Genomic DNA, 25,019 nt, shown 5'->3' with positions numbered 1-25,019 from the left:
ATAGGGACTTTTTTGTGCAGCTATTTCCCTTGCATATGGTTCAACAATCAAAATGAAGGAGGCGCAGCATGTTATTCGATATGACGATTCCAGCAAGCGAGTTTCAACAAAAACAACTAAAGGTCTTAGCAAGTATTCCTTTGCAGGTGATGATCAAAGAGCTTGATCAAGTGACCTATCAATTCACAACAGTTCCGGATCAAATGATGTATGATCTGGCTGAATATTTGTCAGAAGACAGCCTAGTCGAAGTGAAATTGATCCCGGGCTCAGTCGTGGAATTTTATCCAGTTGTCAATGCCCTTTAAAAAGAGAGGAAGATAAAAATGAGTAAAACAGTACAAGAGATGATTTTGACTTTACAAAAATTTTGGTCAGACAACGGCTGTATGCTGATGCAGGCTTATGACACAGAAAAAGGTGCCGGCACCATGAGTCCATATACTTTTTTGAGAGCGATTGGACCTGAACCTTGGAATGCGGCTTACGTGGAGCCTTCTCGTCGCCCTGCTGATGGCCGATATGGCGAAAACCCAAATCGGTTGTACCAACATCACCAATTTCAAGTGGTGATGAAACCTTCACCAGACAATATTCAAGAACTATATTTGGAAAGTCTACGTTTGTTAGGCATCGATCCATTGACACACGATATCCGCTTTGTTGAAGATAACTGGGAGAATCCTTCCATGGGTTGTGCTGGTTTAGGCTGGGAAGTGTGGTTGGATGGGATGGAAATCACACAATTCACCTATTTTCAACAAGTGGGTGGTTTGGCGTGCAAACCTGTCACATCTGAGATCACATATGGTTTGGAGCGTTTGGCTTCTTATATCCAAGAAGTAGAAAGTGTCTATGATCTAGAATGGTCTGCTGGTGTAAAATATGGCGAGATCTTCCGTCAACCAGAGTTTGAGCATTCGAAATATTCTTTTGAAATCAGTGATCAAGCGTTGTTATTAGGAAATTTTGATCGTTTTGAAAAAGAAGCGACGCGTTGTATCGATGCTCGTTTGGTTCATCCAGCGTATGATTACATTTTGAAGTGCAGCCATACCTTCAACTTGTTAGATGCTAGAGGAGCGGTGTCAGTCACAGAACGGGCTGGCTATCTGGCACGGATCCGAAATATGGCTAGACAAGTCGCAAAATTATTTGTCGCTGAACGCAAAAATCTCGGCTATCCGTTATTGGATCCTGCAATTGCCCAAAAATTGATTGAGGAGGATAAATAAGATGGCGAATCTATTATTAGAAATTGGATTAGAAGAAGTACCAGCACATATCGTCACACCAAGTATGAAACAATTAGCGGATAAAACCGCCGCTTTCTTAGCGGAACATTTATTGGCATATACCTCGCTTACAGCTTACTCCACCCCTCGGCGTTTAGCAGTTTACGTGACAGGATTGCCTGAAAAACAAGCCGATACGGTAGAAGAAGTCAAAGGACCAGCCAAAAAAATCGCTTTAGATGAAAACGGCAACTGGTCAAAAGCAGCGCAAGGTTTTGTGCGAGGACAAGGACTTACCACTGAAGATATCACATTTAAGGAAATAAAAGGAATCGAATATGTCTATGTCAAAAAAGAAACCAAAGGCCTGGCGACCAAAGATGTATTAAAAGGGTTAAAAGACGTCATCACCAGTTTGACTTTCCCTGTGACTATGCATTGGGCGAACCATGACTTCGCCTATATTCGTCCGATTCATTGGATCGTTGCTTTGTATGACAGCGAAGTGATTCCTTTCGACGTCGTGGATGTCGAAACTGGAAGAGAATCACGTGGCCATCGATTCTTAGGTGCGCAAGTCCGCTTTGATCACGCCGATGAATACCTAACCAAATTAGCGGATCAATTTGTGATCGCAGATCCTGAAAAACGGAAACAAATGATTGTTGATCAAATTGAAACCATCGCCCAAGCCAACGATTGGCGCATCGATCTGGATGAAGATTTATTGGAAGAAGTCAATAATCTGGTTGAATACCCAACCGCCTTTGTAGGTGATTTCGAAGACAAATACTTGTCGATTCCAGAAGAGATCTTGGTGACCTCTATGAAAGAACATCAACGTTACTTTGACGTGCGAAATGCTGATGGCGAATTATTGTCTTATTTTATTTCTGCCCGCAATGGGAATGCTGATATGATCGATAATGTGATCAAGGGCAATCAAAAAGTGCTGACGGCGCGTTTAGAAGATGCGGAATTCTTTTATAACGAAGACAAGAAGCTGACGATCGAACAATGTGTCGAAAAATTGAAGAACGTGACCTTCCATGAAAAAATCGGCAGCGTCTATGAAAAAATGCAACGGACAGCGGTGGACGCACGAATCATTGGCGAAACAGTTGGATTGACGGAAGAAGAACTAACTGATCTGCAACGTGCAGCTGAAATTTATAAATTTGATTTGGTCACCAATATGGTTGGTGAATTTCCTGAATTACAAGGCATCATGGGAGAGAAGTATGCCTTGTTACAAGGTGAATCCCCAGCGGTTGCACAAGCGATTCGCGAGCACTACATGCCGATTTCAGCAGACGGTGCTTTACCAGAATCAGCTATTGGGGCAGTGTTGGCGATCGCAGACAAACTAGATAGTTTGCAATCCTTCTTTGCAGTCGGTATGGTGCCAAGCGGATCGAATGACCCTTATGCGTTACGTCGTCAAAGCTATGGCATCATTCGGATTTTAGCCGATAAGCGCTGGTATTTCCCGTTTGCTCAAATCCAAGAACAAATCGTAGGTCGAATCAACAGTGAATCAGCTGTGTTTGGTCTTCAATTAGATGCCGGTCAAGAGCAAGTAGCAGAATTCTTGAAAGGCCGCCTGCGTCAATTCTTGATGAGTCAGAATACGCGTCATGATGTGATCGAAGCAGTCTTAGGTTCGCCACAAGGGGATATCAGTATGCTGTTTGAAGCGGCCCAATTGTTGCGTAGTCACTTGGGTGATACAGATTTCAAACCGTCTATGGAAGCTTTGACCCGTGTCATCAATTTGGCCAAGAAAGCAGAACTAGATGAAGAAGAAATCGATGCAACGTTGTTTGAGAATAAATCAGAAAGTGATTTGTATGAAGCAGTAACAGCTGTTGAGAATCAGTTTGCGCAACAAACGTTGGAAGAAAATTATCAAAAATTGGTTGGTCTGCGTCCGCTGATCGAGGATTTCTTTAACCAAACGATGGTCATGGTCGAAGATGAACAAATTAGACGCAACCGATTTGCTTTGTTGAATAAAATCGCCAAAATGAGCTTGGCTGTTGCCAGCTTAGATGCGTTGATCACGAAATAGTTTTTTCAATAAAAGAGAATAAAGCAAAATTTGAACCTTTGATGCAGCGCCTATACGCGTGTGTCAAAGGTTTTTTTTGAAAACAATGGCAAAACTTGATGCAAAATGTGATATTTGAAATTTGATGTTGACTATTTACTTAAAGAAATTTAAGATGTTTTTAATACATTTTTGCAAGTTGTCATTAGGCAGCGCATCGAAAGGAGCATTTGATGGAAGATTTATTGAACATTTTACGTCCAGAAGAACGCATTGCACTTCAGTTAAGGGAGTTGTACGAGCATCGACACTTCCATCTTTTTCGATTGAGCAGCTTTGAAGAATATGATTTGTATTTGCAAAATAAAGCTTTTTTGACGAATTCAGATCCGATCACATTTACTGGTAACAATGGCCGGCTGATGGCATTGAACCCTGATGTGACTTTATCGATCGTCAAAAATACCCCGATCGGAGAAGCTCGGAAAGTCTACTACAATGAAGATGTCTATCGGCATGATCGCAAAGACGGTGAATATAAACGCATCAACCAAATTGGTTTAGAAATGATCGGCAAGATCGATGCTGAAAGTGAAGCACAGGTGGTTCAATTGGCGATGGAGAGTTTAGCAGTGGCTGGTAAGGGAGCATTGGATATCTCTCATATTGGTTTGGTTGAAGATATTGTGGCACAATTTGCCCCTTATGGCTTGCAAAAACGGGCATTGATGGCATTACAAACCAAAAGCCCTCACACGATGCGCGCCGTCTGTAAACAAGCTGGGCTGAGTCGAGATCTGACATTGGCGTTGACTCGCTTGACCACTGTTTCGGGTTCTTTTCGAGAGGTTGCTGTTGAAGTCGAGTCTTTGGTGACACCTTTTCCAAAAGCCCGTCAAGCCATGGTTGAATTGATTGCATTATACGACCAGCTGCAAGCCCATTGTCCTGCAGCTGCAACGATCGATCTGCGCTTGGACTTTTCCTTCGTCAACGATACGGATTATTATAGTGGATTATTATTTCAAGGATTTCTGGAGGGGATTCCTCATGCTGTCTTGTTTGGAGGAAGGTACGATCACTTGCTCAAAGCCCATGGTGCACAACAAGGTGCAATTGGGTTTGGGATGTATTTAAATGGGATCGATCGTCAGAGTCATCGACAGGAAGCTGTTACTAATCAATACTTGGATATTGCGTTGCCGAAAGGCCGAATGGGTAAGGCAATTTATCTGTTGCTGGTAGATGCAGGTCTTGTCAGTGCTGGTTTATTCGATGATAGTCGCAAATTGATCTTTCAAGATGATCGCCACAAGATTCGATTTTTTCTCGTTAAACCGAGTGATGTCGATCAATACGTTGATCGAGGAGCCGCAGATATTGGTGTGGTAGGTCTAGATGTTTTGATGGAAGGTGAAACAGATGTCTTGGAAGTGCTAGATTTAAAGATTGGCAGATGCAAGATGGTCGTGGCTGGCAAAGCTGACTTCCAGGCTGACTCAACTAGACCATTGCGGGTTGCAACGAAATATCCGCAAATCACCAGGCATTACTATAACGATATCAGACAATCGATTGAGTTGATCGAACTTCACGGATCAATCGAATTGGCGCCTTTATTAGATTTATCTGATGTCATCGTTGATATCGTGGAGACCGGCACAACGTTGAAAGAAAATCATCTTGTGGTATTGCAAGAATTTTTGGAATCTTCTGCCCGTTTGATCGTCAATCCAGTGTCTTGGCGATTCAAAGAAGCTGCGATCCAAGATTTTATTCAAAAGGTGGGGGATAACTTATGATCAAACGGTTTGATAGCAGTCAGCAGACAATCACCGAGATTTTGCAGCGGCAAAGCCATGGCACGCAAAATGTGGTAGCGGAAACGACTGCGATTTTAGAAGCGGTCCAAAGAGAGGGAGACCAAGCACTGCGGCACTTTACGAAGCGTTTTGACGGGCATCAATTGGTCGATCTGGCGTATCCGCCGGAAAAAATCGCGGCCGCAATCAACGAAATAGCACCTGAGCTTGCAGCTGTATTGAAGCAAGCCAAAGGCAATATCAGTAGGTTTCATCAGCAACAACTGCAGCAAGGATTCATTCAATCGCAGCCTGGTCAAGTCATGGGGCAACAGATTATTCCGTTAAGACGTGTGGGTGTCTATGTTCCAGGCGGCACGGCTGCTTATCCGAGTACTGTCTTGATGACTGTCTTGCCGGCCTTGATTGCTGGGGTGGAAGAAATCGTGATGGTGACCCCGGCAAATGCACAAGGGGAGATCACGCCAGCCGTCTTGGCTGCGGCTCATTTAGCTGGTATCACTGAGATTTACCCGATCGGCGGTGCCCAAGCGATTGCCGCACTCACCTATGGTACGGAGACGATTCGACCAGTGGATAAAATCGTTGGCCCGGGGAATATTTATGTGGCAACGGCAAAAAAATTAGTGAATGGTATCGTTGGTATCGATACGATCGCAGGTCCGAGTGATGTATTGATCGTTGCCGATCACACAGCTGATCCTAGTTGGCTTGCTGCTGATCTGCTGGCACAAGCTGAACATGACATACAAGCCCAAGCGATATTGGTCACGCCAGAAGCAGCATTGATCGATCAAGTGGCAAATGCCCTCGAAGAACAAGTCGCTGCTTTGCCGCGCCAAACGATCGCCGAACAATCCTTGATCAATCATGGCAAACTGATTCTCGTCCGTGATTTGCCAGAAGCCATGGCGATCGCCAATCAAATCGCACCCGAACATTTGGAATTGGCAGTGGCTGACCCCTTTGCGCTTTTAGGCTATGTCCGCAATGCTGGTAGCACCTTTTTGGGTCATCATACACCTGAAGTTTTAGGTGATTATCTTGCAGGACCAAACCATACCTTGCCAACAGAAGGAACTGCCCGCTTTTCTTCAGGTCTTTCTGTACAAGATTTCGTGAAACGCTGCAGTTATCTCTATTACAGTCCTGAGACCGCAGCAGCGGTCTGTGAATCTGTGATTCAATTTGCAGAAGCAGAAGGCTTGAGTGGGCACGCGCGTTCAATGGCTATCAGAAAGGAGGGTGGCGCATGACTTTTTTAAATCCTAAATACCAGCATCTCGTGCCATATGTTCCAGGAGAGCAGCCGAAACAAATAACGATCATCAAATTGAATACCAATGAGAATCCTTATCCGCCAGCTCCGGGCGTTGCAGCAGCTGTTCAAGCAGCAGCGCAACAATTGGCCAAATATTCTGACGCAGATTGTCTGCAAGTTCGTCTCCCGTTGGCGGAACGTTTCGATGTGACAATCGATGAAGTGTTTATCGGCAATGGCAGTGATGAAGTCTTGTCACTGGCATTTCAAGCGTTTATGGCAAAGGGGGTTGTATTTCCCACTATCACCTATGGTTTTTATCAAGTTTTCGCCGATATGTATCAAGTCGAGACACACGTTGTGCCGCTGAAGGTGGATCTTACCCTTGATTTAGATCTGTATCGGTCATTGACTCAAACCATCGTCATCGCAAATCCGAACGCCCCAACCGGATTGACGCTCTCTGCGTCAGCCTTGGAGGAATTGGTGAAAGAAGACCCAGAACGTTTGGTGATCATTGATGAAGCGTATGTTGATTTTGGTGGAGAATCAATGGTGGCTTATACGAAGCAATATGCGAATTTATTGGTCATAGGCACCTTCTCTAAATCACGGCAATTGGCCGGTGCCCGTTTGGGTTATGCGGTAGGGGATCCAAGCTTGATCGCTGACTTGAACCGGTTGAAATTTGCCGTCAATCCGTATAATGTCAATTCACTGACGCTTGCGGCCGGCGCGGCAGCGCTAGCGGATGATCGGTACTTCCATACGCAAATTGAAAAAGTTATTCAAGTGAGAGAATGGACGAAACACAAGTTGACGTCATTGGGTTTTCAAGTCACGGATAGTGCTGCCAATTTTGTGTTCATCGCCCATCCGCAAGTCAGCGCGAAAGTAATTCTCGAAAAATTAAAAGCCGACGGCATCTATGTCCGATGGTTCGATCATCCGCTGATTGACCACTACTTGCGGGTGACGATTGGTACAAGCGCGCAAATGGATAGGTTTGTCCAGTCTGTGCAGCAGATTTTGAAGGAGGCAGTTCGATGAGAGAAGCACGGATCACCAGAAATACAACAGAAACGAAGATCGATATGCTGCTTCAGATTGATGGAAGCGGCAAACAACGTATTGACACGCATGTTGGTTTTTTTGATCATATGATGGAATTGTTTGTACGCCATGGTCGTTTTGATTTAGATCTGACGGTTGATGGCGATGTACATGTCGATGCCCATCATACTGTCGAAGATGCAGCAATCGTGATTGCAAGAGGATTTTCCGAGGCATTAGGGGAGCGCAGAGGCATCTTCCGCTACGGTTCATTTCATTTGCCAATGGATGAAGCATTGGTCGTCTGTGCCATCGACATCAGTGGTCGCGGGATAGCCGTGGTTGATTTAGCGATTCCTTCACCACAAATCGGCACTTTTGCGACCGAGCTTGTGGAAGAATTTTTCGTGGCCTTCGCTAGAGAACTGGGGGCATCGATCCATTTGCATCAGATTGACGGCAAAAACAGCCATCATATCGTTGAAGCATGTTTCAAAGGGTTTGGTCGGGCGTTAGCACAAGCAGTGGCGATTGATCAAACAGCCCCCGACGCCATTCCATCGACCAAAGGCACGATTTTATAATCAAAAAGAGAAGAGGTGGCACACATGTTGGCGATCGTTGACTATGGTGTAGGCAATGTATTCAGTATCCAGAGTTCTCTCAAGCATTTAGGGATTGCTTCCTGTATTTCTAAAGATGCGGCAGAAATAGAAGCCGCTGATCAGTTGATCTTACCTGGTGTCGGTGCTTTTGGAGATGCCAAAGCGATGCTGGACAGCAGTGGATTGATCCCCGTGATCCGTAACCAGGTGGCACAAGGCACGCCCTTATTAGGGATTTGTCTAGGGATGCAATTGTTGTTCGAAGAGAGTGAAGAGTTTGGTTCACATCTAGGCTTAGGTTTGATCAAAGGAAAAATCACATCATTGAAAAGTCAATTTCAAGCCCAGCATCTCGATTTAAAAGTTCCTCATATTGGCTGGAATACGCTGGCACAGCATCGATCATCGCCAATCACGAAATATATCAGCCAAGATTCATTTGTCTATTATGTCCACAGCTACTATGCCACTGAGTGTCAGGAAGCACTGATAGCGGACAGTCAATATGGCCTATCGATTCCTGGCATCGTCCAACAGGGTCACGTGTATGGTACCCAGTTTCATCCTGAAAAAAGTGGAGATACAGGCCTAAAGATTTTGAAGGCTTTTGCGGAGGTGAATAAAGGATGATTATATACCCAGCGATTGATTTACTGGATGACCACGTGGTACGCCTGACGCAAGGGGATTATCAGCAAAGAGAAATTTTTGGTACGGATCCCATCGTGTTTGCACAGTCTTTTAGTGAACAAGGGGCAACCCATTTACATGTGGTTGACTTGAATGGTGCACGCAATGGACAGCAAGCCCAGTTTGATACGATCAAAAAAATCGTGTCAGCAACCCCTTTGCAGGTTGAAGTTGGCGGCGGTATTCGTACACAAGCTGCCGTAGAATCTTATCTGGACTGTGGTGTCAGTCAGGTGATCTTAGGCACGATTGCGGCCAAAGACCCGCAATTGACCAAAGCGTTACTGCGCAAGTACGGGGAGAAGATCGTGATCGGTGTGGATGCCAAACAGGGAATGGTCGCAGTCGATGGTTGGGAGACCAGGACAGAACGCCCAGCCCGCGATTTTTGCCAAGAGCTCGTGTCTTGGGGATGCCAGCGAATCATCTATACAGAAATCGAAAGAGATGGCACCGGTTTGGGCATCAATGGTCCCTTGTATCAAGACTTGCAGAAGATCCCTGGTTTAGCGATCACTGCTTCCGGCGGTGTTGCGCGTGTAGCAGATATCGATACACTGGCGGCAATTGGTGTTGAAGGGGTGATTATCGGCAAGGCACTTTATAATGGTTCCCTTTCGTTGAGGGAAGTGCTTCGTCGTTCCGGAAAGCCCACAAAGGAGGAACTGCGATGATCACCAAGCGAATCATTCCCTGTCTAGATGTTCAAGATGGACGTGTGGTGAAAGGGGTCAATTTTGCTGATTTGAAAGATGTCCATGATCCAGTAGCGTTGGCTGCTTATTATAACCAGCAAGGTGCGGATGAATTGGTCTTTTATGATATTACGGCTTCAGTGCAAGGCAGAAAATTGTTCACAGATATTTTACAGCGCACTGCTTCAGAAGTCTTCATTCCATTAACTGTAGGTGGTGGTATCAATCAAGTTCAAGATTTTGAACGCGTCTTACAGTGTGGGGCAGATAAGGTCAGTGTCAATTCCGGCGCTGTCAACAATCCTCTCTTGATCAAAGAAGCTGCGAAACGTTATGGCAGTCAATGTGTCGTGCTCAGTGTAGATGTCAAAAAAGTCGGGGATGCCTACCATGTTTTTACCCATGGCGGTCGCAAAGACACGGGGATCGATGCGCTTGAGTGGTTGCAAAGAGGTGAAGCTTATGGGGCAGGGGAAGTGGTCATCAATAGTATGGATGCCGACGGCGTGAAAAGTGGATTCGATCTGCCTTTGCTCCAGCGTGTAACAGAACGTATCTCACTGCCAATCATTGCCTCAGGCGGCGCAGGAAGGATGGAGGATTTTCTTGAACTATTCGCATTGCCGGGCATCGATGCCGGATTGGCCGCATCGATTTTTCATTATCAGGAAGTGGCGATTGGCCCACTCAAACAATATTTGGCGGCCAATGATCTGCCAATGCGTATCTAAATGAAGAAAGAGAGGCGTGACAATGGATATCAAATTTGATACCCAAGGTTTGGTACCAGTTATCGTGCAAGATTTTTATACAAATCAGGTGCTGACATTGGCTTATATGAATCAAGAGAGTTTAACGCTGACATTGAATGAAGGATTGCTGACATTTTATTCTCGCAGCCGACAGGGATTGTGGCGCAAAGGGGAAACTAGCGGCAATTATCAACATTTGGTCACACTCACTGCTGACTGCGACCAAGATGCTTTGGTGGCTAAAGTAATCAAAGACGGGCCAGCTTGTCATCTGGGGACTGAGAGTTGCTTTACGAAGGTTATCTATCAAAAGCAAGCGGAATTCTTATCTTTAAATGATTTATCCGACTTGATCCTGCAACGAAAAAAAGAACCGCAAGCCGAAAGTTACACCAGTTATCTGTTTGAAAAAGGCCTTGAAAAGATCTTAAAGAAAGTTGGCGAAGAAGCAGCAGAGGTCATTATTGCCGGGTTGAAAAAAGACCATGAAGAGACGATCTATGAAAGTGCGGATTTGATTTATCACTTGCTGGTTTTATTGGCTGAACTGGATATTCCCTTTCCAGAGATCCAATCAGAGTTGTCTAAACGCCATGTCGTGGATCATAAAGTGAAACAAGAACGACTAGGGCAAGAATAGAGCATCTTATCAATCATCTCAATCATCACAAAAGGCGAAGGGGCCTGTTTCGGCGCCCTTCGCCTTTTAATGTTGAATCAAAGACGTGTCAATTTAACGACGACTTCGCATCGTGCAGTTTGAGGAAACATATCGACGGATTGCAGATAATCGACGCGAAAGACAGTGGCCAATTTTACCAGATCTCGAGCCAAGGTCGAAACGTTGCAGGAAATATACACCATTTTTTTAGGTGGCTGCTGGATGATTGCTTGCAGTAATTTGTCATCCAAGCCTGTCCGCGGCGGGTCAACAATGATACTGTCTGGCTTAAAGCCTTCTTTAAACCATTTTGGCAACAATTCTTCAGCAGTACCTGTTTCATAGTGGGTATTGGCTGCACCAATTCTTTTGGCATTTTCTTTGGCATTCTCGATAGCTTGAGGAATGATGTCCATTCCTCTAACTTCTTTGGCTTGCTTGGCGACACTTAAGCCAATCGTGCCGACACCACAATAGGCATCAACGACGGTTTCATCTTTTGTCAGAGCAAGGGCTTTGATCCCTTCTTGATAAAGAATGCTGGTTTGCTGCGGATTCAATTGGAAAAAGGCTCTGGCAGATAAGTCAAAGGTTAATTCGTTCAAGCGTTCCTCAATTGCTTCTTTGCCCCAAAGGTGGATCGTGTCATCCCCCATGATCAATGACGTTTTTTTGCTTTGGACATTTTGCATGATCGAGACAACTTCAGGTATGCGTTGATTGATTTCCCGAATCAGTGCATTTTTTTGCGGCAATTTCGGTGAATTGGTGATAAACACCAGTTGGATCTCGCCAGTTGCGACACCCACCCGTACCATCAATGTCCGAAGGATGCCGCTGTTTTTGCGTTCGTCGTAAATGGGGATTTGGTATTTGTTCAATAATTGCACGACCCGATTGATGACCATTTGCGTATCTTTTTCTTGGACCAGACAGTCATCGATCGCTACCAGACGATGGGACTCCATTTCGTACAGACCCGCCTCTACACGTTTCGATTGGGCGTTGTAGCGTAACTGGAATTGGGCTTTGTTGCGATAATGCCAAGGCTCGTCCATCCCTAAGGTATTACGTAACTCGAATTGACGGTAGCCTTGCGGTTTGAATTTTTCTAAGGCTTGTTTCAATAGATCTTTTTTAAAATCCAACTGCTTGTCATAAACCAAATGCTGTAATTGGCATCCCCCGCAGCGATCATAGAATTTGCAGGGAGGTTGGATGCGGTCTTGGCTTTTTTTGATGATTTTGGTCATTTTGGCCTCAGCGAAACGCGGGGAGGCTTTGGTCACCTCGGCGATCACTTGCTCACCAGGAAGCACGCGGGGAACAAATACGATCAGCTTTTTATAATAGCCGATGCCCTCTCCATTTATACCCAATCGCTTGATGGTTAACTGTAGTTTTTGTCCTAGTTCAACTTGAATGTTTGCCATGGGAACTCCTTTGATATGTATTCAACCTATTCTACCACAAAAATTGAATTCTTTTAGCGGGATTATCCCCAAACTTATGTTAAAATAGAATGTACGTTCGCGAGGTGAAGAAATGATAACAATTATTCGAATCAATAAAGGCAAAGGTCCTTTTTATGAAGTGAAAACATCGGAAGGGGAAACACTGAGGGTCTCTGAAGATCTGCTTGTTCGCTTCAGACTTTTAAAAGGCAAAGAACTCACGAAAGAAGAGATCAAAGAAATCAAAAAAAGTGCGGGGTTCGATCTAGGCTTGCAACAGGCAATGAACTATATCAGTTATCAACTACGTTCTGAAATGGATGTACGGATATATCTCAAGGATAAGGAAATTGACAGCCACGATCGACAGCTAGTGATCGATCGTTTAAAAGACTTAAACTTGATCGATGACAAAATCTATGGAGAAAGTTACGTTCGGACCCAAATCAGGATCAGCGATAAAGGGCCGATCGTCGTCGGACAGCAGTTAAAAAAGAAGGGCTTGAAAGAAACCGTGATCCAAGAAGTCTTGCCACTATATACCGAAGAGCTGCAATTTGACGTGGGCTATCACACTGCTGAAAAGGCATTGCGCCGTTTCCAAAACAAAAGTCATAAGGAAACGATCCAAAAACTGAAACTCCATTTGATGCAAAAAGGGTTTCAGCAACAAGTGATTCAGATGATTCTTGATGAATTGCCGATGGAAAAGGACCAAGAACAAGAAGATAGTGCCTTACAAAAAGAAGGCGCCCGTCTGCTTCGACGCCATCAGCGCTTGCCTTTGATAAAGCGCAAAATGAAAATCAAACAAGCGTTGTATCAAAAAGGTTTTTCAATTGAAGATATTCAACAATTTTTAGATGAGGAAGTCATGGATGAGTAAACAGGAATTCGATTGGTCTCAAGAAAAAATCAGCGGGTTTCAAGAAGACTTTTTACACTGGTATCATTTAGAGAAAAGGAATTTGCCGTGGCGGGCAACCAATGATCCGTATGCTATCTGGATCTCAGAAATCATGCTGCAGCAAACCAGAGTCGATACGGTGATTGGCTACTTTTATCGCTTCATGGAAGAGTTCCCAACAATCGATGCTTTGGCCCAGGCAGAAGAACAAAAACTTTTAAAAGTCTGGGAGGGATTAGGCTATTATTCTCGGGCCCGCAACTTAAAAGCAGCTGCCCAACAGATCGTGGCTTTATATGATGGAAAAATGCCTGCAACAGTAGAAGATATCCGATCCCTCAAGGGAATTGGTCCTTATACAGCGGGGGCCATCGGCAGTATTGCTTTCGGCTTACCGGAACCGGCCATTGATGGCAATGTGATGCGGGTTGTTAGCCGTTTGTTTTGTATTGATGCAGATATTGCCAAAGCCAGCAGTCGGCCGATCTTCGATCAAAAGATGCGGCAGATCATGTCAGAAAGTGAACCAGGGGAATTCAATCAAGCATTTATGGATCTGGGTTCAAGCATTTGTACCCCAACGTCGCCTAAATGCGAAGAATGCCCAATTCGTCGTTATTGTCTGGCTTTTGCGGAAAATAAACAAACGGATTATCCAGTGAAATCTAAGAAAGCCAAAGCAAAAGATGTCTATTTTGTCGCAGGTGCAATTGAAGATGACGGGTCATTTTTACTGACGCAGCGTGCAGAAACGGGCTTGTTGGCATCGATGTGGCATTTTCCCTTGCGTGAAGTCACCAAAAAAGAGTACGTGCATCTGGCTTCGCTCTGGGATAAAGCAGAACAACCCGGCCAGCTCGATTTGATTGCTGAAGAGCTGACACCGGATGTTTTCCCTGAATGGCCAGTCATTTGGCAAAAACGTCATTTTGGAGAGGTCACACATTTGTTCACCCATTTAAAATGGCATATATTGCTTTTTTATGGTGTCAAGCGGCAATCTTTCGAGGCCGCATCAGGAGAGTGGGTCAAGGAAAAGGCTTTTGATACGTATGTTTTTCCAAAGCCGCAGCAAAAATTAGTTGCCCAATTAAAGAAATATCAGAAACTCGATAAAGATTTCTAGGCAAAGGAGTCTTTTATTGCTATAATTATACCGATGTCGGTGTAATGAACACCCAAACAAAACGCAAGGTCACTTGCTGAGGGAAGGGTTGCTATGCGAGTTCCAAAAGAAGGAGAGTTTGTAAGCATTCAAAGTTACAAACATGATGGCAATTTGCATCGAACGTGGCGGGATACGATGGTCTTAAAGACCAGCGAATTTTCAGTGATTGGCGTCAATGATCATACATTGGTGACAGAATCAGATGGAAGACGCTGGGTTACCCGTGAACCAGCAATTGTATATTTTCATAAAAAATACTGGTTTAATGTAATCGCAATGATTAGAGAAAAGGGGGTTTCCTATTATTGTAATCTTGCTTCACCGTATTTACTTGATGAAGAGGCTTTGAAATATATCGATTATGACCTTGATATCAAAGTATTTCCCGATGGCGAGAAACGTTTACTAGATGTGGATGAATATGAATTGCACAGCAAAATCATGCAATATCCGCAAGACACTGACTTTATTTTAAAAGAAAATGTCAAGATTTTAGTAGATTGGATCAATAATGGCAAAGGCCCCTTTTCACCAGGGTATGTGGACATTTGGTATGATCGCTACAAGCAATTGTCTCAAAAATAAGGCGAATGAGTAGACTTACTCATTTAACCGCGAAACTTCAACTGAAATGGTTGGAGTTTTTTTGTTCCTCTGAGAATAGAGGGTATCTTTGGTCACTGCTTGTTTTTTGGTCCATAATGAAAAGAGCAGGTTAAGTTTGGTTTAAGCTATCATTGGTAATCTGAAGAACAGCAATCGATTAAGGATGTTGAGAATGAAAAAAGCAAAACTATTTGCCGCGTTGATTTTGGTGATAGCAGTGACTGTGTTGCTGGTAGTCAAAACGAGGCATGCCTCCGAAGGGGAACAAAGTGAAGAGGCAACAGAAACCACTACGTCCTCTTTGACAGAAACAACGACGAGAACACAGCAAAAAATAAAGAAAGTTCAGATCTATGTCGATCCATCTCTTTATGACGCAACGGTGGAAAGCGAAAGCGACTATGTTCAACTGTATCAAACAACGGATATGACCACTGTCGTGGGGAAAGTCCATCAGGGTTCATGGGTTGAGTATTTGTCTCAAACGGCTGATTTGATCCAAATCAGAACCGATGATGGGCTGACTGGCTACATTCCGCAAGCCAATGGTGAGATCTCTGAAGTGACAATCAACGATGCCCCCAAAACCTTATCAGATCTCAAGATCGTCTTAGATGCTGGACATGGGGGCAGCGATTCCGGTGCCTTGTCTACTGATGGCACGATCATGGAAAAAGATCTGACGTTGCAGACCATATTAACGATCGGGCAAACCCTAAGTGATGCCGGCGTGCAAGTGTCTTATACCCGGCAAGAGGATCAATATCTAGCTTTAGCCGATATCACAGCGATCTCTTTAGAGGCTGAACCAGACTTGTTTCTGAGTATTCATTATGACAATTACAATGTGCCAAATGGCAATCAAGGGTTTACTGTCTATTATTATTATCCTTTCTATGAAACGATCGCGACGACGATTGCTGATCAGTTGGTCTCTCACGTTGACTTGGTCAGTAATGGGTCACGTTTCGGCAACTATTTTGTGATTCGCGAACAATATGTTCCAGCGATTTTGATTGAATTGGGTTATTTGAATAGCGACCACGATCTGCAGGTGATCACTTCGGACGGATACGCGGCACAAGTTGCCTCAGGTTTGCTTGCAGCATTGAAAGAGATGGTTGCGGCGAATTGAGGTTCAGTTGCAACCAAAAAAATCCACGTTTGACTATTGATAGTCCGACCTGGATTATTTTGATTAAGCCAATACTTTCGTCATTTTGATATGAGGCATGTCCGCATCTAAGAAAATATCACCTTCAGGCTGATAGCCTAATTTTTGATAAAACTCTTTCGCGGTCAATTGCGCGCCTAGTGTGATTTTCTCGACGCGGTGGTTTCGCGCAAATGTTTCGGCGCCTTCGATCAAGATTCGTCCATACCCATGGCCACGATGGCTTTTGGGCACTGCCATGCGTTGTAATTTCATTACTTGATCACTGATTGGCAAGAAGCGTAAAGTTGCAACAGCTTGATTCTGATCATCATATAAAACAAAGTGGATCGCCAGTGCTTCGTTTTCATCGACTTCTAATGAGAGCGGCACGCCTTGTTCTTTGACAAAGACCGTATTTCTGATTTTCAAAGAAGCTAGGTAGATATCGCTTAATGTATCTTTTGTTTGTGCAACATGCATGTTCCTTCACCTCAACACGTTTTTCTTGTTTTTTTATTAGTATAGCATTTTTTATATTAAAATAACTTTTTCCTTCTAAAGTCGCAAGCTTTTTTTGCAGAAGTATTCTATAATGTAGAAAAAAGGAGGGAATTTTTTGTTCGATAAAATCAAACAATCAAAACTGTTCTTTTGGTCATTAGAGTCTTTGGTTATCGTCACACTTGTTTTCGTTTTGAGTAAAATCAATTTCTTGTTTGCACCATTAGGAACGTTCTTTTCTACATTATTTGCCCCGGTCTTGATTGCGGGGTTTCTATACTATTTACTGAATCCAATCGTTGTCTTTCTGATGAAGACAATCAAAATGAAACGAGTATTTGCCGTGATCAGTGTGCTTTTTCTTTTGCTGGGCGCGATCGTTTTGATGTTTTTTAGCTTTATCCCTAATCTGGTCAATCAAATCTCACAGTTGGCTGAAAATATTCCTAGCTTTGCCCGTAACATGGAAAGTTGGATCTATTCTTTAGCTGATGACCCGATTTTTCAACAGATCGATATTGCACAGCAGCTTGAAAACTTGAATCTTTCTTATGGCTCGATCATTCAACAGTTTTTAAGCGGTGTATCGACAAGTTTAGGGTCGATCGTTGGAACGATCGCTTCTGCCACGATGATCATCGTGACAGTTCCTTTCATTTTGTTCTACATGCTGAAAGATGGTGAGAAATTGGTACCGAATATTCAGTCAGTCTTTCCTGAAAAAAGGCGGGAGCAAATCGTTGGCCTGTTGAATGATCTGAATAAGACGCTGTCGAATTATATTAGCGGTCAAGCCATCGAATGTATTTTTGTTGGGACATTTACTTTTATTGGTTATTGGATCTTAGGTGTCAATTATGCTTTTCTTTTTGGTGTGATCGCAGGGATCACCAATCTGATTCCCTATCTTGGGCCATATCTCGGTTTGATCCCAGCGGTGCTCGTCACGATCTTTGATGAACCGTTTCGCGCATTGCTCTGCTGTTTGGTGGTGTTGATCGTTCAACAACTAGACGGAAATATCATTTATCCTAATGTGATTGGCAAATCTTTAGCGATCCATCCGTTAACGATTATTTTAGTCTTATTGGTTGCCGGCAATCTGGCTGGGCTGTTAGGGATCTTTTTAGGGGTTCCTTTTTATGCGATTTGTCGAACCATCGTTATTTTTATTGTTCGACTTGTACGAGATGACAAAAGTAAAAAGAATCAAGAACGCTTATTTGAAAATGGATGACTGATGTTTTTTATTGCAAAGGAAAATAGTTTGTGATACGATTTTATCGTGGGCATAGCCCACGATTTTTTTTAGAAAAAATGGAAAATAAGGAGAGAATGCTATTATGAATGCTGACCCCGAGAGTCAGTCGCTTCTAGCGCAAATTTTATTGTTGATTGTTTTGACACTAATCAATGCCTTTTTAGCGGCTTCTGAAATTGCGGTTGTTTCAGTCAACAAAAACCGTGTCGAACAAAAGGCGGAAGAAGGAAATGTCAAATCACAAAAATTATTGAAAATCATTGAGAATCCAACGAATTTCTTGTCAACGATCCAAGTTGGGATCACTTTGGTCAATATCTTATCTGGGGCATCCTTAGCTGATAACTTGTCAACGAAATTAGCACCTTACTTAGGTGGAGGATCAGCGGCCAGAAGTTTGGCTAATATCATCGTATTGGCGATATTGACTTACGTGTCGATTGTGTTTGGAGAATTGTATCCAAAACGTATTGCAATGAACAAATCAGAAGAAGTGGCTCAATTTACTTCTGGGGTGATTCGTGTGATTGGTACGATCGCAAAACCTTTCGTTTGGCTTTTATCTGCATCAACGAGCTTGCTGGCGCGGATCACGCCAATGGAATTTGACGATGAAGATACCAAAATGACCCGTGATGAGATGCGGTACATGTTGGAAACAGAAGGTGTGTTCGAAGAAGATGAACTGGAAATGCTGCAAGGCATCTTCTCGTTAGATACGAAAGTTGCCCGTGAAGTGATGGTACCACGTACATCTGCTTTCATGGTTGACATCAATGATTCAGTAGAAGAAATTTTGACTGAAATTTTAGCAGAAAACTATTCTCGTATTCCTGTATATAATGAGGACAAAGATAAAGTTGTTGGCGTATTGCACACCAAAAATCTTTTGAAATGTGCGTATAAGCATGGATTTGAATCAATGGACATCCAACAGATCCTGCAAGAGCCATTGTTTGTTCCTGAAACGGTCTTTATCGATGATTTGCTGTATGAGTTGAAGAAGACCCAAAATCAAATGGCGATTTTGCTGGATGAATATGGCGGCGTCGTTGGATTGGTTACTTTAGAAGACTTGTTGGAAGAAATCGTTGGTGAAATCGATGATGAGTCGGATGAAGTCGAAGAGTTATATGAAAAAATCTCTGATCAAGAATATGTGATCCAAGGGCGGATGTTGATCGATGATTTTAACGAAGCCTTTCATATGAGTTTGCATATGAGTGATGTCGATACAATGGCTGGCTATTTGATCACGGCCTTAGGATTGATTCCAGATGATGGAGAAAAGCTTTCTTTTGAAGTGGACAATGTCACGTTGATCTCTGAAGAAATGGAAGGTTCTCGTGTATTGAAGATTCGGGTGAAGTTCCACGATCCTGAAGATCGCGACATCGAACCTGAAGAAGAACGGCGTTATTTCCGTAAAGATTTTGAAGAAGATGAACCTAGAAGATGATTTTTTGAAACCAATGCCTCGTGTGTTGGTTTTTTTTGTATCAATTGATTGAATGCCCTTGCATTATAGACGTGGAACATGTAGGATAGAAGAATAAAATAGTACAGACAAAAAACAGATAAAAGAACATTTTTGATTTAATTATAAACAAATGAGTTGCTTTTACTGTCTAATCAAGCGACCCTATATAACGTATTGAAATGAATGGAGGTACATAATATGAAATTTTTTCGGATGCCTAGTGATGATATTCGTATGAATTTGGCGACTGAAGAATATTTGATGGATAACGTAGATGTTCAAGAACCTTGTTTGCTGTTATATATCCAAAAACCTTGTGTTATAATCGGTAGGAATCAAAATGCCTATCAAGAAATTGATTTAGCCTACTTGCAGTCAAAATCAATTGTTTTGACACGCAGGACTTCGGGTGGCGGGGCAGTTTATGATGATTTAGGCAATATGAGTTTTAGTTTTGTGACTAAAAAAGATGCCGGCAGATTTGGCGACTATCAGAGTGCGACCCAACCGATCATGAAAGGGTTAGCTGCGATGGGGGCTGAAGGCGTCACGGTTCACGGCCGCAATGATCTTTATATCGATGGCAAAAAATTCTCAGGAAATGCAATGTATACCAAAAAAGACCGTACGTATGCCCATGGAACGCTGATGTTCGATGTTGACTTGGATGCATTGACCCAAGTCTTGCATGTTGCTGAAGAAAAAATCGCGTCAAAAGCGACAAAATCTGTCCGCAAAAGTGTGACCAATATCAAGCCTTATTTGTCAGCAACCTATCAAGCATTAGATACCTATGCCTTTCGGGATGCCTTGCTATGCCACATATATGGTGTTGGATCAATTGAGGCAATCAAGTCACAAGAACTGCAACTGACCGATGAGGATCAGCAAGCTATTGAGGCGATCTATCATGAGCGCTATGCAAATCCCAAATGGATCTTTGATGAAGCACCTGCTTTTGACTGGCAGAAACGAAAACGTTATGCGCGTGTAGGCATTGTGGAAATCAATTTTTCTGTTGCCAAAGGGGTGATCACTGACCTAAGGATCAATGGTGATTTTTTTGGGCAGAAAGGAATCAAGCATTTGCAAGATGCATTAGTAGGGGTGCCGTTTCAATATGATACGGTCAAAGAAATCTTGTTGAAGCAACCATTGGATCAGTATATTCATCAAATGACACACGCTGATTTTCTCGATTTATTGTTCCACTAAGGAGGCCGCCATGTTAACCGTTCAAGATATAGCAAAAAGATATAGCCAACCGGTTTTAGATCAGCTGTCTTTCTCGGTAGCTGCGGGTGAAATCGTGGGTGTGGTAGGCAAAAGCGGGTCAGGCAAATCGACTTTGCTGCGCCTGTTGAATTTGATCGAACAACCAGATCAAGGTGAGATCATCATTGATGGGCAAAAGGTCAATCAGTTCAATCAAAAACAGCGGCTGATGTGTCAACGAGAGATAGGTATGGTTTTTCAACAGTATAATTTATTAAGTAATTTATCGGTTTTCGATAATGTCTATTTACCACTAAAATTAGCGGGGCGTTCCAGTGAACCTGTTGGGGAACTCTTAGCATTTGTCGGAATGGCAGATAAAGCGCAAGATTATCCCGCTACGTTAAGTGGGGGCGAAAAACAAAGAGTTGCTATTGCCAGAGCGTTGGTCAGAGAACCGAAAATCTTGCTTTGTGATGAACCAACAAGTGCCCTAGACGAAGACACCAAGCAAGACATCATCGCGCTTTTACAGAAGGTGCAACAGACTTTTAAACCAGCAGTTGTTTTTGTCAGTCATGAACTTTCTGTTGTACGACAATTGTGCCATCGAGTCTATGTACTTGAGTCGGGACATTTTACAGCTGAATTTGTACATCAGCCGCAACCAATCAACACATCCGCACTTTCTTATGTGGAACAGGTAGAGAGGAGTTTGCGGCATGTCGATCAGTGAAAGTATTCGTTACTACTTACCAGAGCTATGGCAAGCTTTAGGCGAAACGGGCATCATGATGGGGATTTCCATCAGTGCAGCGATTTTACTCGGTTTGCCTTTAGGGGTGTTGATGTATCTGACTAGGAAACAAGCGTTTTCTCTGGCGTATGAAGGGTTAAATTTGATTGTCACGATCATCCGCTCCTTTCCATTCTTGCTGTTTGTGGTCGCCTTGATTCCGTTTACGAGAATGCTCTTGGGCAGTTCGTTTGGGCCGATCCCAGCTAGTTTTCCCCTTAGTATCGTGGCTATCAGCGTCTATGCGCGTCTGACGGAACAAGTGCTCTTAGATGTTCCAGAAGATGTGACCTTGCTTGCCAAATCATTAGGAGTCACTCGCTGGCAATTTATTCGATCTTTTTTGTTACTAGAGGCAAGGAGCGGCTTGGTCTTGGCCTTGACCACGACGATCGTGAGTATGGTTTCTTACTCTACTGTCATGGGAATCGTTGGCGGCGGGGGGATTGGAGATTTTGCGATTCGTTACGGCTATCAACGCTATGAGTATGGTGTCATGTATTTCGCGATCATACTTATGATCGTAATGGTTTTTATCCTGCAATGGGCGGGGAATACAACAGCGAAACATTTAGATAAACGAAAATAGGAGGACATATAAAATGAAAAAAGGTTTGGTAGTAAGTGTAGGGGTATTGGCATTAAGTTTGTTGGCTGCTTGTGGCTCAACGAATAATGAGAGCAGTGATGATAAAGTCATTAAAGTGGCATCGCAAACCACCCCCATGACCGATGTGGTCAAAGTGGCTGGCGAAGCAGTAGAAGAAGGTTGGACGATCGAGCTGGTGCAAGTCAATGACAACATTCAGTACAACGAGTTGCTGAACAATAATGAAGTAGATGCTAATTTTGCGCAGCATCAACCGTATATGGAAAAATTTAATGAAGAAAAAGACGCCCATTTAGTGGCATTGGATAAAATCTACAATGCGAAAGTCGGCTTCTATTCAAAAGCGTACACAGATATTGCCGATATCCCAGAAGGCACGAAAGTCGCACTGCCAAATGATGTGTCAAATGAAGGGCGTGCATTGGCGATTTTGGCCGAACAAGGATTGATCACCCTCAAAGACGGTGTTGGTGTTAACGGCACATTGAAAGACATCACAGAGAATCCGAAGAATTTTGAGTGGTTGTCGGTAGATTTGCTGAATCTAGCCGAAGCTTATGAAGAGCCTAACGTTTCCTTGGTTTATAACTATCCCACATATATCGCGAAAATCGGGTTGAAACCTGAGGATGCGCTATTTTTAGAAAAAACCATCGATGATCGATTTGCCATTTCATTAGTTGCTCGGGAAGACAATCAAGATTCTGAGAAGATCAAGGTCTTGCGAAAAGCAATGACGAGCGACAAGGTCAAAGAATTTCTAGAAAAAGACCATAGTGATACATTGGTGCCAGCTTTTTGATCGACGGCATTGCGATGATACCCATTTCGACGTTTCTTTACAGAAGAACGAAATGGGTATTGTTGCTTTTTTTCTTTTTTCTGGCCTATTTCCATGATATACTGATTTGGTCGGAAATCTTACAGAGGGTTCCTCTGTTCATACGTAAATAAAGAAATGGAGTTACATAAACAATGGATAACCCAAAATTAAAACAACAAGTTGATAGTCGTCGGACCTTCGCGATCATCTCCCACCCGGATGCCGGGAAAACAACCATCACTGAGCAGCTGCTTTTGTTTGGTGGCGCCATTCGTCAAGCAGGAACTGTCAAAGGGAAAAAGACAGGCAACTTTGCGAAATCTGACTGGATGGACATCGAAAAACAACGGGGTATCTCAGTCACTAGTTCTGTGATGCAATTTGACTATCAAGACAAACGGGTCAATATTTTGGATACACCTGGACATGAGGATTTCTCAGAAGATACTTATCGAACATTGATGGCTGTCGATAGTGCAGTCATGGTGATCGATAGTGCCAAAGGGATCGAAGCCCAAACCAAAAAACTATTTCAAGTAGTGAAAAAACGCGGTATTCCAATTTTTACTTTCATTAACAAGTTAGACCGTGACGGTCGTGAACCATTAGAGCTGTTAGAAGAATTAGAAGATTTATTGGCGATTGAATCTTTTCCAATGAACTGGCCGATCGGTATGGGGAAAGGGTTGGAAGGTTTATATGACATCCACAATCAACGGATTGAGTTTTACCGCCCGGACAACCATGGCGGCGAACGGTTAGTAACCTTGGATGACGAAGGGCATTTGCCTGCTGACCATCCATTTAGTCAAGATGGTCTTTTCCAGCAAGTTTTAGAAGAAGTAGAATTGCTGCAAGAAGCCGGCGATTCATTTGATACCGAGAAAATTGCACGGGGAGAACAAACACCTGTCTTCTTTGGTTCAGCATTGACAAACTTTGGTGTGCAGACATTCTTAGAAACGTTCTTACAATTTGCACCAGCTCCTTATGGGCACAAAACATTGGCGGATACAGAAGTCAGTCCCTATGAACCAGAAATGTCCGGCTTTGTCTTTAAGATTCAAGCCAATATGAACCCAGCCCACCGTGACCGGATCGCATTTGTCCGCATTTGCTCAGGTACCTTTGAGCGAGGGATGGATGTGACTTTAGAACGGACAGGCAAGAAAATGAAACTGAGTAATGTAACGCAATTTATGGCGGATACGCGAGAAAATATTGAAGAAGCCGTTGCCGGAGATATTATCGGTGTATATGATACGGGAAACTATCAAATCGGTGATACGATCTACGAAGGAAAATTAAAAGTTGCTTACGAAGAATTGCCTTCCTTTACACCAGAATTGTTTATGAAAGTCACAGCCAAAAATGTGATGAAACAAAAATCATTCCATAAAGGAATCTATCAATTGGTTCAAGAAGGCGCGATCCAGTTATACAAAACTTACTTGAGTGATGAATATATCATTGGTGCCGTTGGCCAATTACAGTTTGAAGTATTCCAATACAGAATGTTGAACGAGTACAATGCAGAAGTCATCATGACGCCGATGGGGAATAAAATTGCGCGCTGGATCGATCCGAAAGACTTAGATGAACGCATGAGTTCAAGCCGTAATATCTTAGCTAAAGACCGTTTTAACCAACCGCTGTTCTTATTTGAAAATCAATTTGCGATGCGTTGGTTCGCAGATAAGTATCCGGATGTTGAACTGAAGAGTTTGATGTAAGAATCGTTGATCGAAGGCAAAAAAATATATCTATAAAAGAGGGCTGCAACAGTCACCTTTTATAGATATTTTTTTATTTGCTAGAAGAGGTTAAATTTTTTTGGATCGAAATCTCTACTACGTCCGGCATCTGGATCACTGAAATACTGGCAGGGTCATATGAGCCTTCAGGTAATTTTTTCAGGAAATAATCTTTGATCTCGTCGATTTCCGTCGGACGGATATTTCGTTTTTTGTTGATCAGCAAAATTTCATTGTGGTATGGGGCAGAAGTAAAGATCACCGTTGTATCACCAGCAGTGTAAACCTTTACAAGTTCCGCATCCGTATTTTCTAACTGATTCATTACTAGTCGAGAATGGCTGTTGGTCACATTAATCAATTTCACCAGACTCACCTCACATTCTATGTATTTATTAATAACATTATAGGGCGTTTTTTTTCAAAAGAAAAGCCAGACAACTCAGAAAATCCAAATTTTTTG

At 43.1% G+C, this 25,019-nt stretch carries 25 protein-coding genes; 22 read left to right on the top strand and 3 right to left on the bottom strand.

Annotated features, from left to right (window positions below):
- Positions 1-68: 68 nt before the first annotated feature.
- The 11 genes from ACYVRS_RS05210 (at position 69) to hisIE (ending at position 10,804) form a co-directional block, all read left to right on the top strand.
- Positions 69-308: a hypothetical protein gene (locus ACYVRS_RS05210; protein WP_054116376.1), complete on the top strand. Its 240-nt coding sequence runs from the start codon at positions 69-71 to the stop codon at positions 306-308.
- Between the two features lie 18 nt (positions 309-326).
- Complete coding sequence (gene glyQ, locus ACYVRS_RS05205; protein ID WP_313540809.1) at positions 327-1,235, top strand: glycine--tRNA ligase subunit alpha; 909 nt, start codon at positions 327-329, stop codon at positions 1,233-1,235.
- 1 nt (position 1,236) lies between these two features.
- A complete protein-coding gene (gene glyS / locus ACYVRS_RS05200) occupies positions 1,237-3,306 on the top strand; it encodes a glycine--tRNA ligase subunit beta (RefSeq protein ID WP_461202787.1) in 2,070 nt (689 codons plus the stop codon).
- 212 nt (positions 3,307-3,518) lie between these two features.
- Positions 3,519-5,087, top strand: a complete 1,569-nt coding sequence (gene hisG, locus ACYVRS_RS05195) for an ATP phosphoribosyltransferase (RefSeq protein WP_461202785.1) — start codon at positions 3,519-3,521, stop codon at positions 5,085-5,087.
- Positions 5,087-6,364, top strand: coding sequence for a histidinol dehydrogenase (gene hisD / locus ACYVRS_RS05190; RefSeq protein ID WP_461203126.1), 1,278 nt, complete (start codon positions 5,087-5,089; stop codon positions 6,362-6,364). The genes hisG and hisD overlap by 1 nt, the downstream gene beginning before the upstream one ends.
- Positions 6,361-7,419, top strand: a complete 1,059-nt coding sequence (gene hisC, locus ACYVRS_RS05185) for a histidinol-phosphate transaminase (protein ID WP_461202783.1) — start codon at positions 6,361-6,363, stop codon at positions 7,417-7,419. The genes hisD and hisC overlap by 4 nt, the downstream gene beginning before the upstream one ends.
- Positions 7,416-8,006, top strand: a complete 591-nt coding sequence (gene hisB, locus ACYVRS_RS05180; RefSeq protein WP_461202782.1) for an imidazoleglycerol-phosphate dehydratase HisB — start codon at positions 7,416-7,418, stop codon at positions 8,004-8,006. The genes hisC and hisB overlap by 4 nt, the downstream gene beginning before the upstream one ends.
- 24 nt (positions 8,007-8,030) lie before the next feature.
- Complete coding sequence (gene hisH / locus ACYVRS_RS05175; RefSeq protein WP_313540259.1) at positions 8,031-8,657, top strand: imidazole glycerol phosphate synthase subunit HisH; 627 nt, start codon at positions 8,031-8,033, stop codon at positions 8,655-8,657.
- Positions 8,654-9,391 (top strand): 1-(5-phosphoribosyl)-5-[(5-phosphoribosylamino)methylideneamino]imidazole-4-carboxamide isomerase, encoded by a 738-nt coding sequence (gene hisA, locus ACYVRS_RS05170; protein ID WP_461197611.1) that lies wholly within the window; start codon positions 8,654-8,656, stop codon positions 9,389-9,391. The genes hisH and hisA overlap by 4 nt, the downstream gene beginning before the upstream one ends.
- Positions 9,388-10,143 (top strand): imidazole glycerol phosphate synthase subunit HisF, encoded by a 756-nt coding sequence (gene hisF / locus ACYVRS_RS05165; protein WP_461197610.1) that lies wholly within the window; start codon positions 9,388-9,390, stop codon positions 10,141-10,143. The genes hisA and hisF overlap by 4 nt, the downstream gene beginning before the upstream one ends.
- A gap of 22 nt (positions 10,144-10,165) precedes the next feature.
- Entirely contained in the window at positions 10,166-10,804 is a 639-nt protein-coding gene (hisIE, locus tag ACYVRS_RS05160; protein WP_461202780.1) for a bifunctional phosphoribosyl-AMP cyclohydrolase/phosphoribosyl-ATP diphosphatase HisIE, read from the top strand.
- Between the two features lie 77 nt (positions 10,805-10,881).
- Here hisIE and rlmD read toward each other — a convergent pair whose 3' ends face one another.
- On the bottom strand, positions 10,882-12,258 hold the full coding sequence (rlmD, locus tag ACYVRS_RS05155; protein ID WP_312498918.1) for a 23S rRNA (uracil(1939)-C(5))-methyltransferase RlmD: 1,377 nt from the start codon (positions 12,256-12,258) through the stop codon (positions 10,882-10,884).
- 112 nt (positions 12,259-12,370) lie between these two features.
- On the opposite strand from rlmD, the gene recX reads away from it, so the two are divergent.
- From recX to ACYVRS_RS05135, 4 genes are all read left to right on the top strand, one after another.
- A complete protein-coding gene (gene recX, locus ACYVRS_RS05150) occupies positions 12,371-13,165 on the top strand; it encodes a recombination regulator RecX (protein WP_461202778.1) in 795 nt (264 codons plus the stop codon).
- Positions 13,158-14,312 carry an A/G-specific adenine glycosylase gene (mutY, locus tag ACYVRS_RS05145; RefSeq protein ID WP_461202776.1) on the top strand — a complete coding sequence of 385 codons (1,155 nt, stop codon included), beginning with the start codon at positions 13,158-13,160 and terminating at the stop codon, positions 14,310-14,312. Before recX ends, mutY begins: the two co-directional genes overlap by 8 nt.
- Before the next feature lie 93 nt (positions 14,313-14,405).
- Positions 14,406-14,939 carry a nucleoside tri-diphosphate phosphatase gene (gene ntdP, locus ACYVRS_RS05140; protein ID WP_054116362.1) on the top strand — a complete coding sequence of 178 codons (534 nt, stop codon included), beginning with the start codon at positions 14,406-14,408 and terminating at the stop codon, positions 14,937-14,939.
- Between the two features lie 193 nt (positions 14,940-15,132).
- Positions 15,133-16,095: an N-acetylmuramoyl-L-alanine amidase family protein gene (locus tag ACYVRS_RS05135; protein WP_461202774.1), complete on the top strand. Its 963-nt coding sequence runs from the start codon at positions 15,133-15,135 to the stop codon at positions 16,093-16,095.
- 63 nt (positions 16,096-16,158) lie between these two features.
- Here ACYVRS_RS05135 and ACYVRS_RS05130 read toward each other — a convergent pair whose 3' ends face one another.
- Positions 16,159-16,596 (bottom strand): GNAT family N-acetyltransferase, encoded by a 438-nt coding sequence (locus tag ACYVRS_RS05130; RefSeq protein WP_312500038.1) that lies wholly within the window; start codon positions 16,594-16,596, stop codon positions 16,159-16,161.
- A 136-nt stretch (positions 16,597-16,732) separates the two neighbouring features.
- On the opposite strand from ACYVRS_RS05130, the gene ACYVRS_RS05125 reads away from it, so the two are divergent.
- The 7 genes from ACYVRS_RS05125 to ACYVRS_RS05095 all read left to right on the top strand — a co-directional run bounded on the left by ACYVRS_RS05125 (position 16,733) and on the right by ACYVRS_RS05095 (position 24,535).
- A complete protein-coding gene (locus ACYVRS_RS05125) occupies positions 16,733-17,854 on the top strand; it encodes an AI-2E family transporter (RefSeq protein ID WP_054116359.1) in 1,122 nt (373 codons plus the stop codon).
- A 106-nt stretch (positions 17,855-17,960) separates the two neighbouring features.
- On the top strand, positions 17,961-19,337 hold the full coding sequence (locus tag ACYVRS_RS05120; RefSeq protein ID WP_054116358.1) for a hemolysin family protein: 1,377 nt from the start codon (positions 17,961-17,963) through the stop codon (positions 19,335-19,337).
- 219 nt (positions 19,338-19,556) lie between these two features.
- Positions 19,557-20,573 carry a lipoate--protein ligase gene (lplA, locus tag ACYVRS_RS05115; RefSeq protein WP_461202772.1) on the top strand — a complete coding sequence of 339 codons (1,017 nt, stop codon included), beginning with the start codon at positions 19,557-19,559 and terminating at the stop codon, positions 20,571-20,573.
- A 10-nt stretch (positions 20,574-20,583) separates the two neighbouring features.
- Positions 20,584-21,309 carry an ATP-binding cassette domain-containing protein gene (locus tag ACYVRS_RS05110; RefSeq protein WP_313511189.1) on the top strand — a complete coding sequence of 242 codons (726 nt, stop codon included), beginning with the start codon at positions 20,584-20,586 and terminating at the stop codon, positions 21,307-21,309.
- On the top strand, positions 21,296-21,958 hold the full coding sequence (locus tag ACYVRS_RS05105; RefSeq protein WP_461202769.1) for a methionine ABC transporter permease: 663 nt from the start codon (positions 21,296-21,298) through the stop codon (positions 21,956-21,958). Before ACYVRS_RS05110 ends, ACYVRS_RS05105 begins: the two co-directional genes overlap by 14 nt.
- A 13-nt stretch (positions 21,959-21,971) precedes the next feature.
- Positions 21,972-22,781 carry a MetQ/NlpA family ABC transporter substrate-binding protein gene (locus ACYVRS_RS05100; RefSeq protein ID WP_054116354.1) on the top strand — a complete coding sequence of 270 codons (810 nt, stop codon included), beginning with the start codon at positions 21,972-21,974 and terminating at the stop codon, positions 22,779-22,781.
- A 173-nt stretch (positions 22,782-22,954) separates the two neighbouring features.
- Entirely contained in the window at positions 22,955-24,535 is a 1,581-nt protein-coding gene (locus ACYVRS_RS05095; RefSeq protein ID WP_461202767.1) for a peptide chain release factor 3, read from the top strand.
- Between the two features lie 73 nt (positions 24,536-24,608).
- On the opposite strand, the gene ACYVRS_RS05090 is transcribed toward ACYVRS_RS05095, so the two are convergent.
- The gene (locus tag ACYVRS_RS05090; RefSeq protein ID WP_054116352.1) at positions 24,609-24,923 is read right to left on the bottom strand and encodes a DUF1827 family protein; all 315 of its coding nucleotides are present in this window, start codon (positions 24,921-24,923) and stop codon (positions 24,609-24,611) included.
- Between the last annotated feature and the right edge of the window lie 96 nt (positions 24,924-25,019).

This window comes from Enterococcus salsurae (assembly GCF_054784955.1).
The sequence above is the reverse complement of the archived record's forward strand: the minus strand, read 5'-3'. Positions and strand labels throughout refer to the sequence as shown.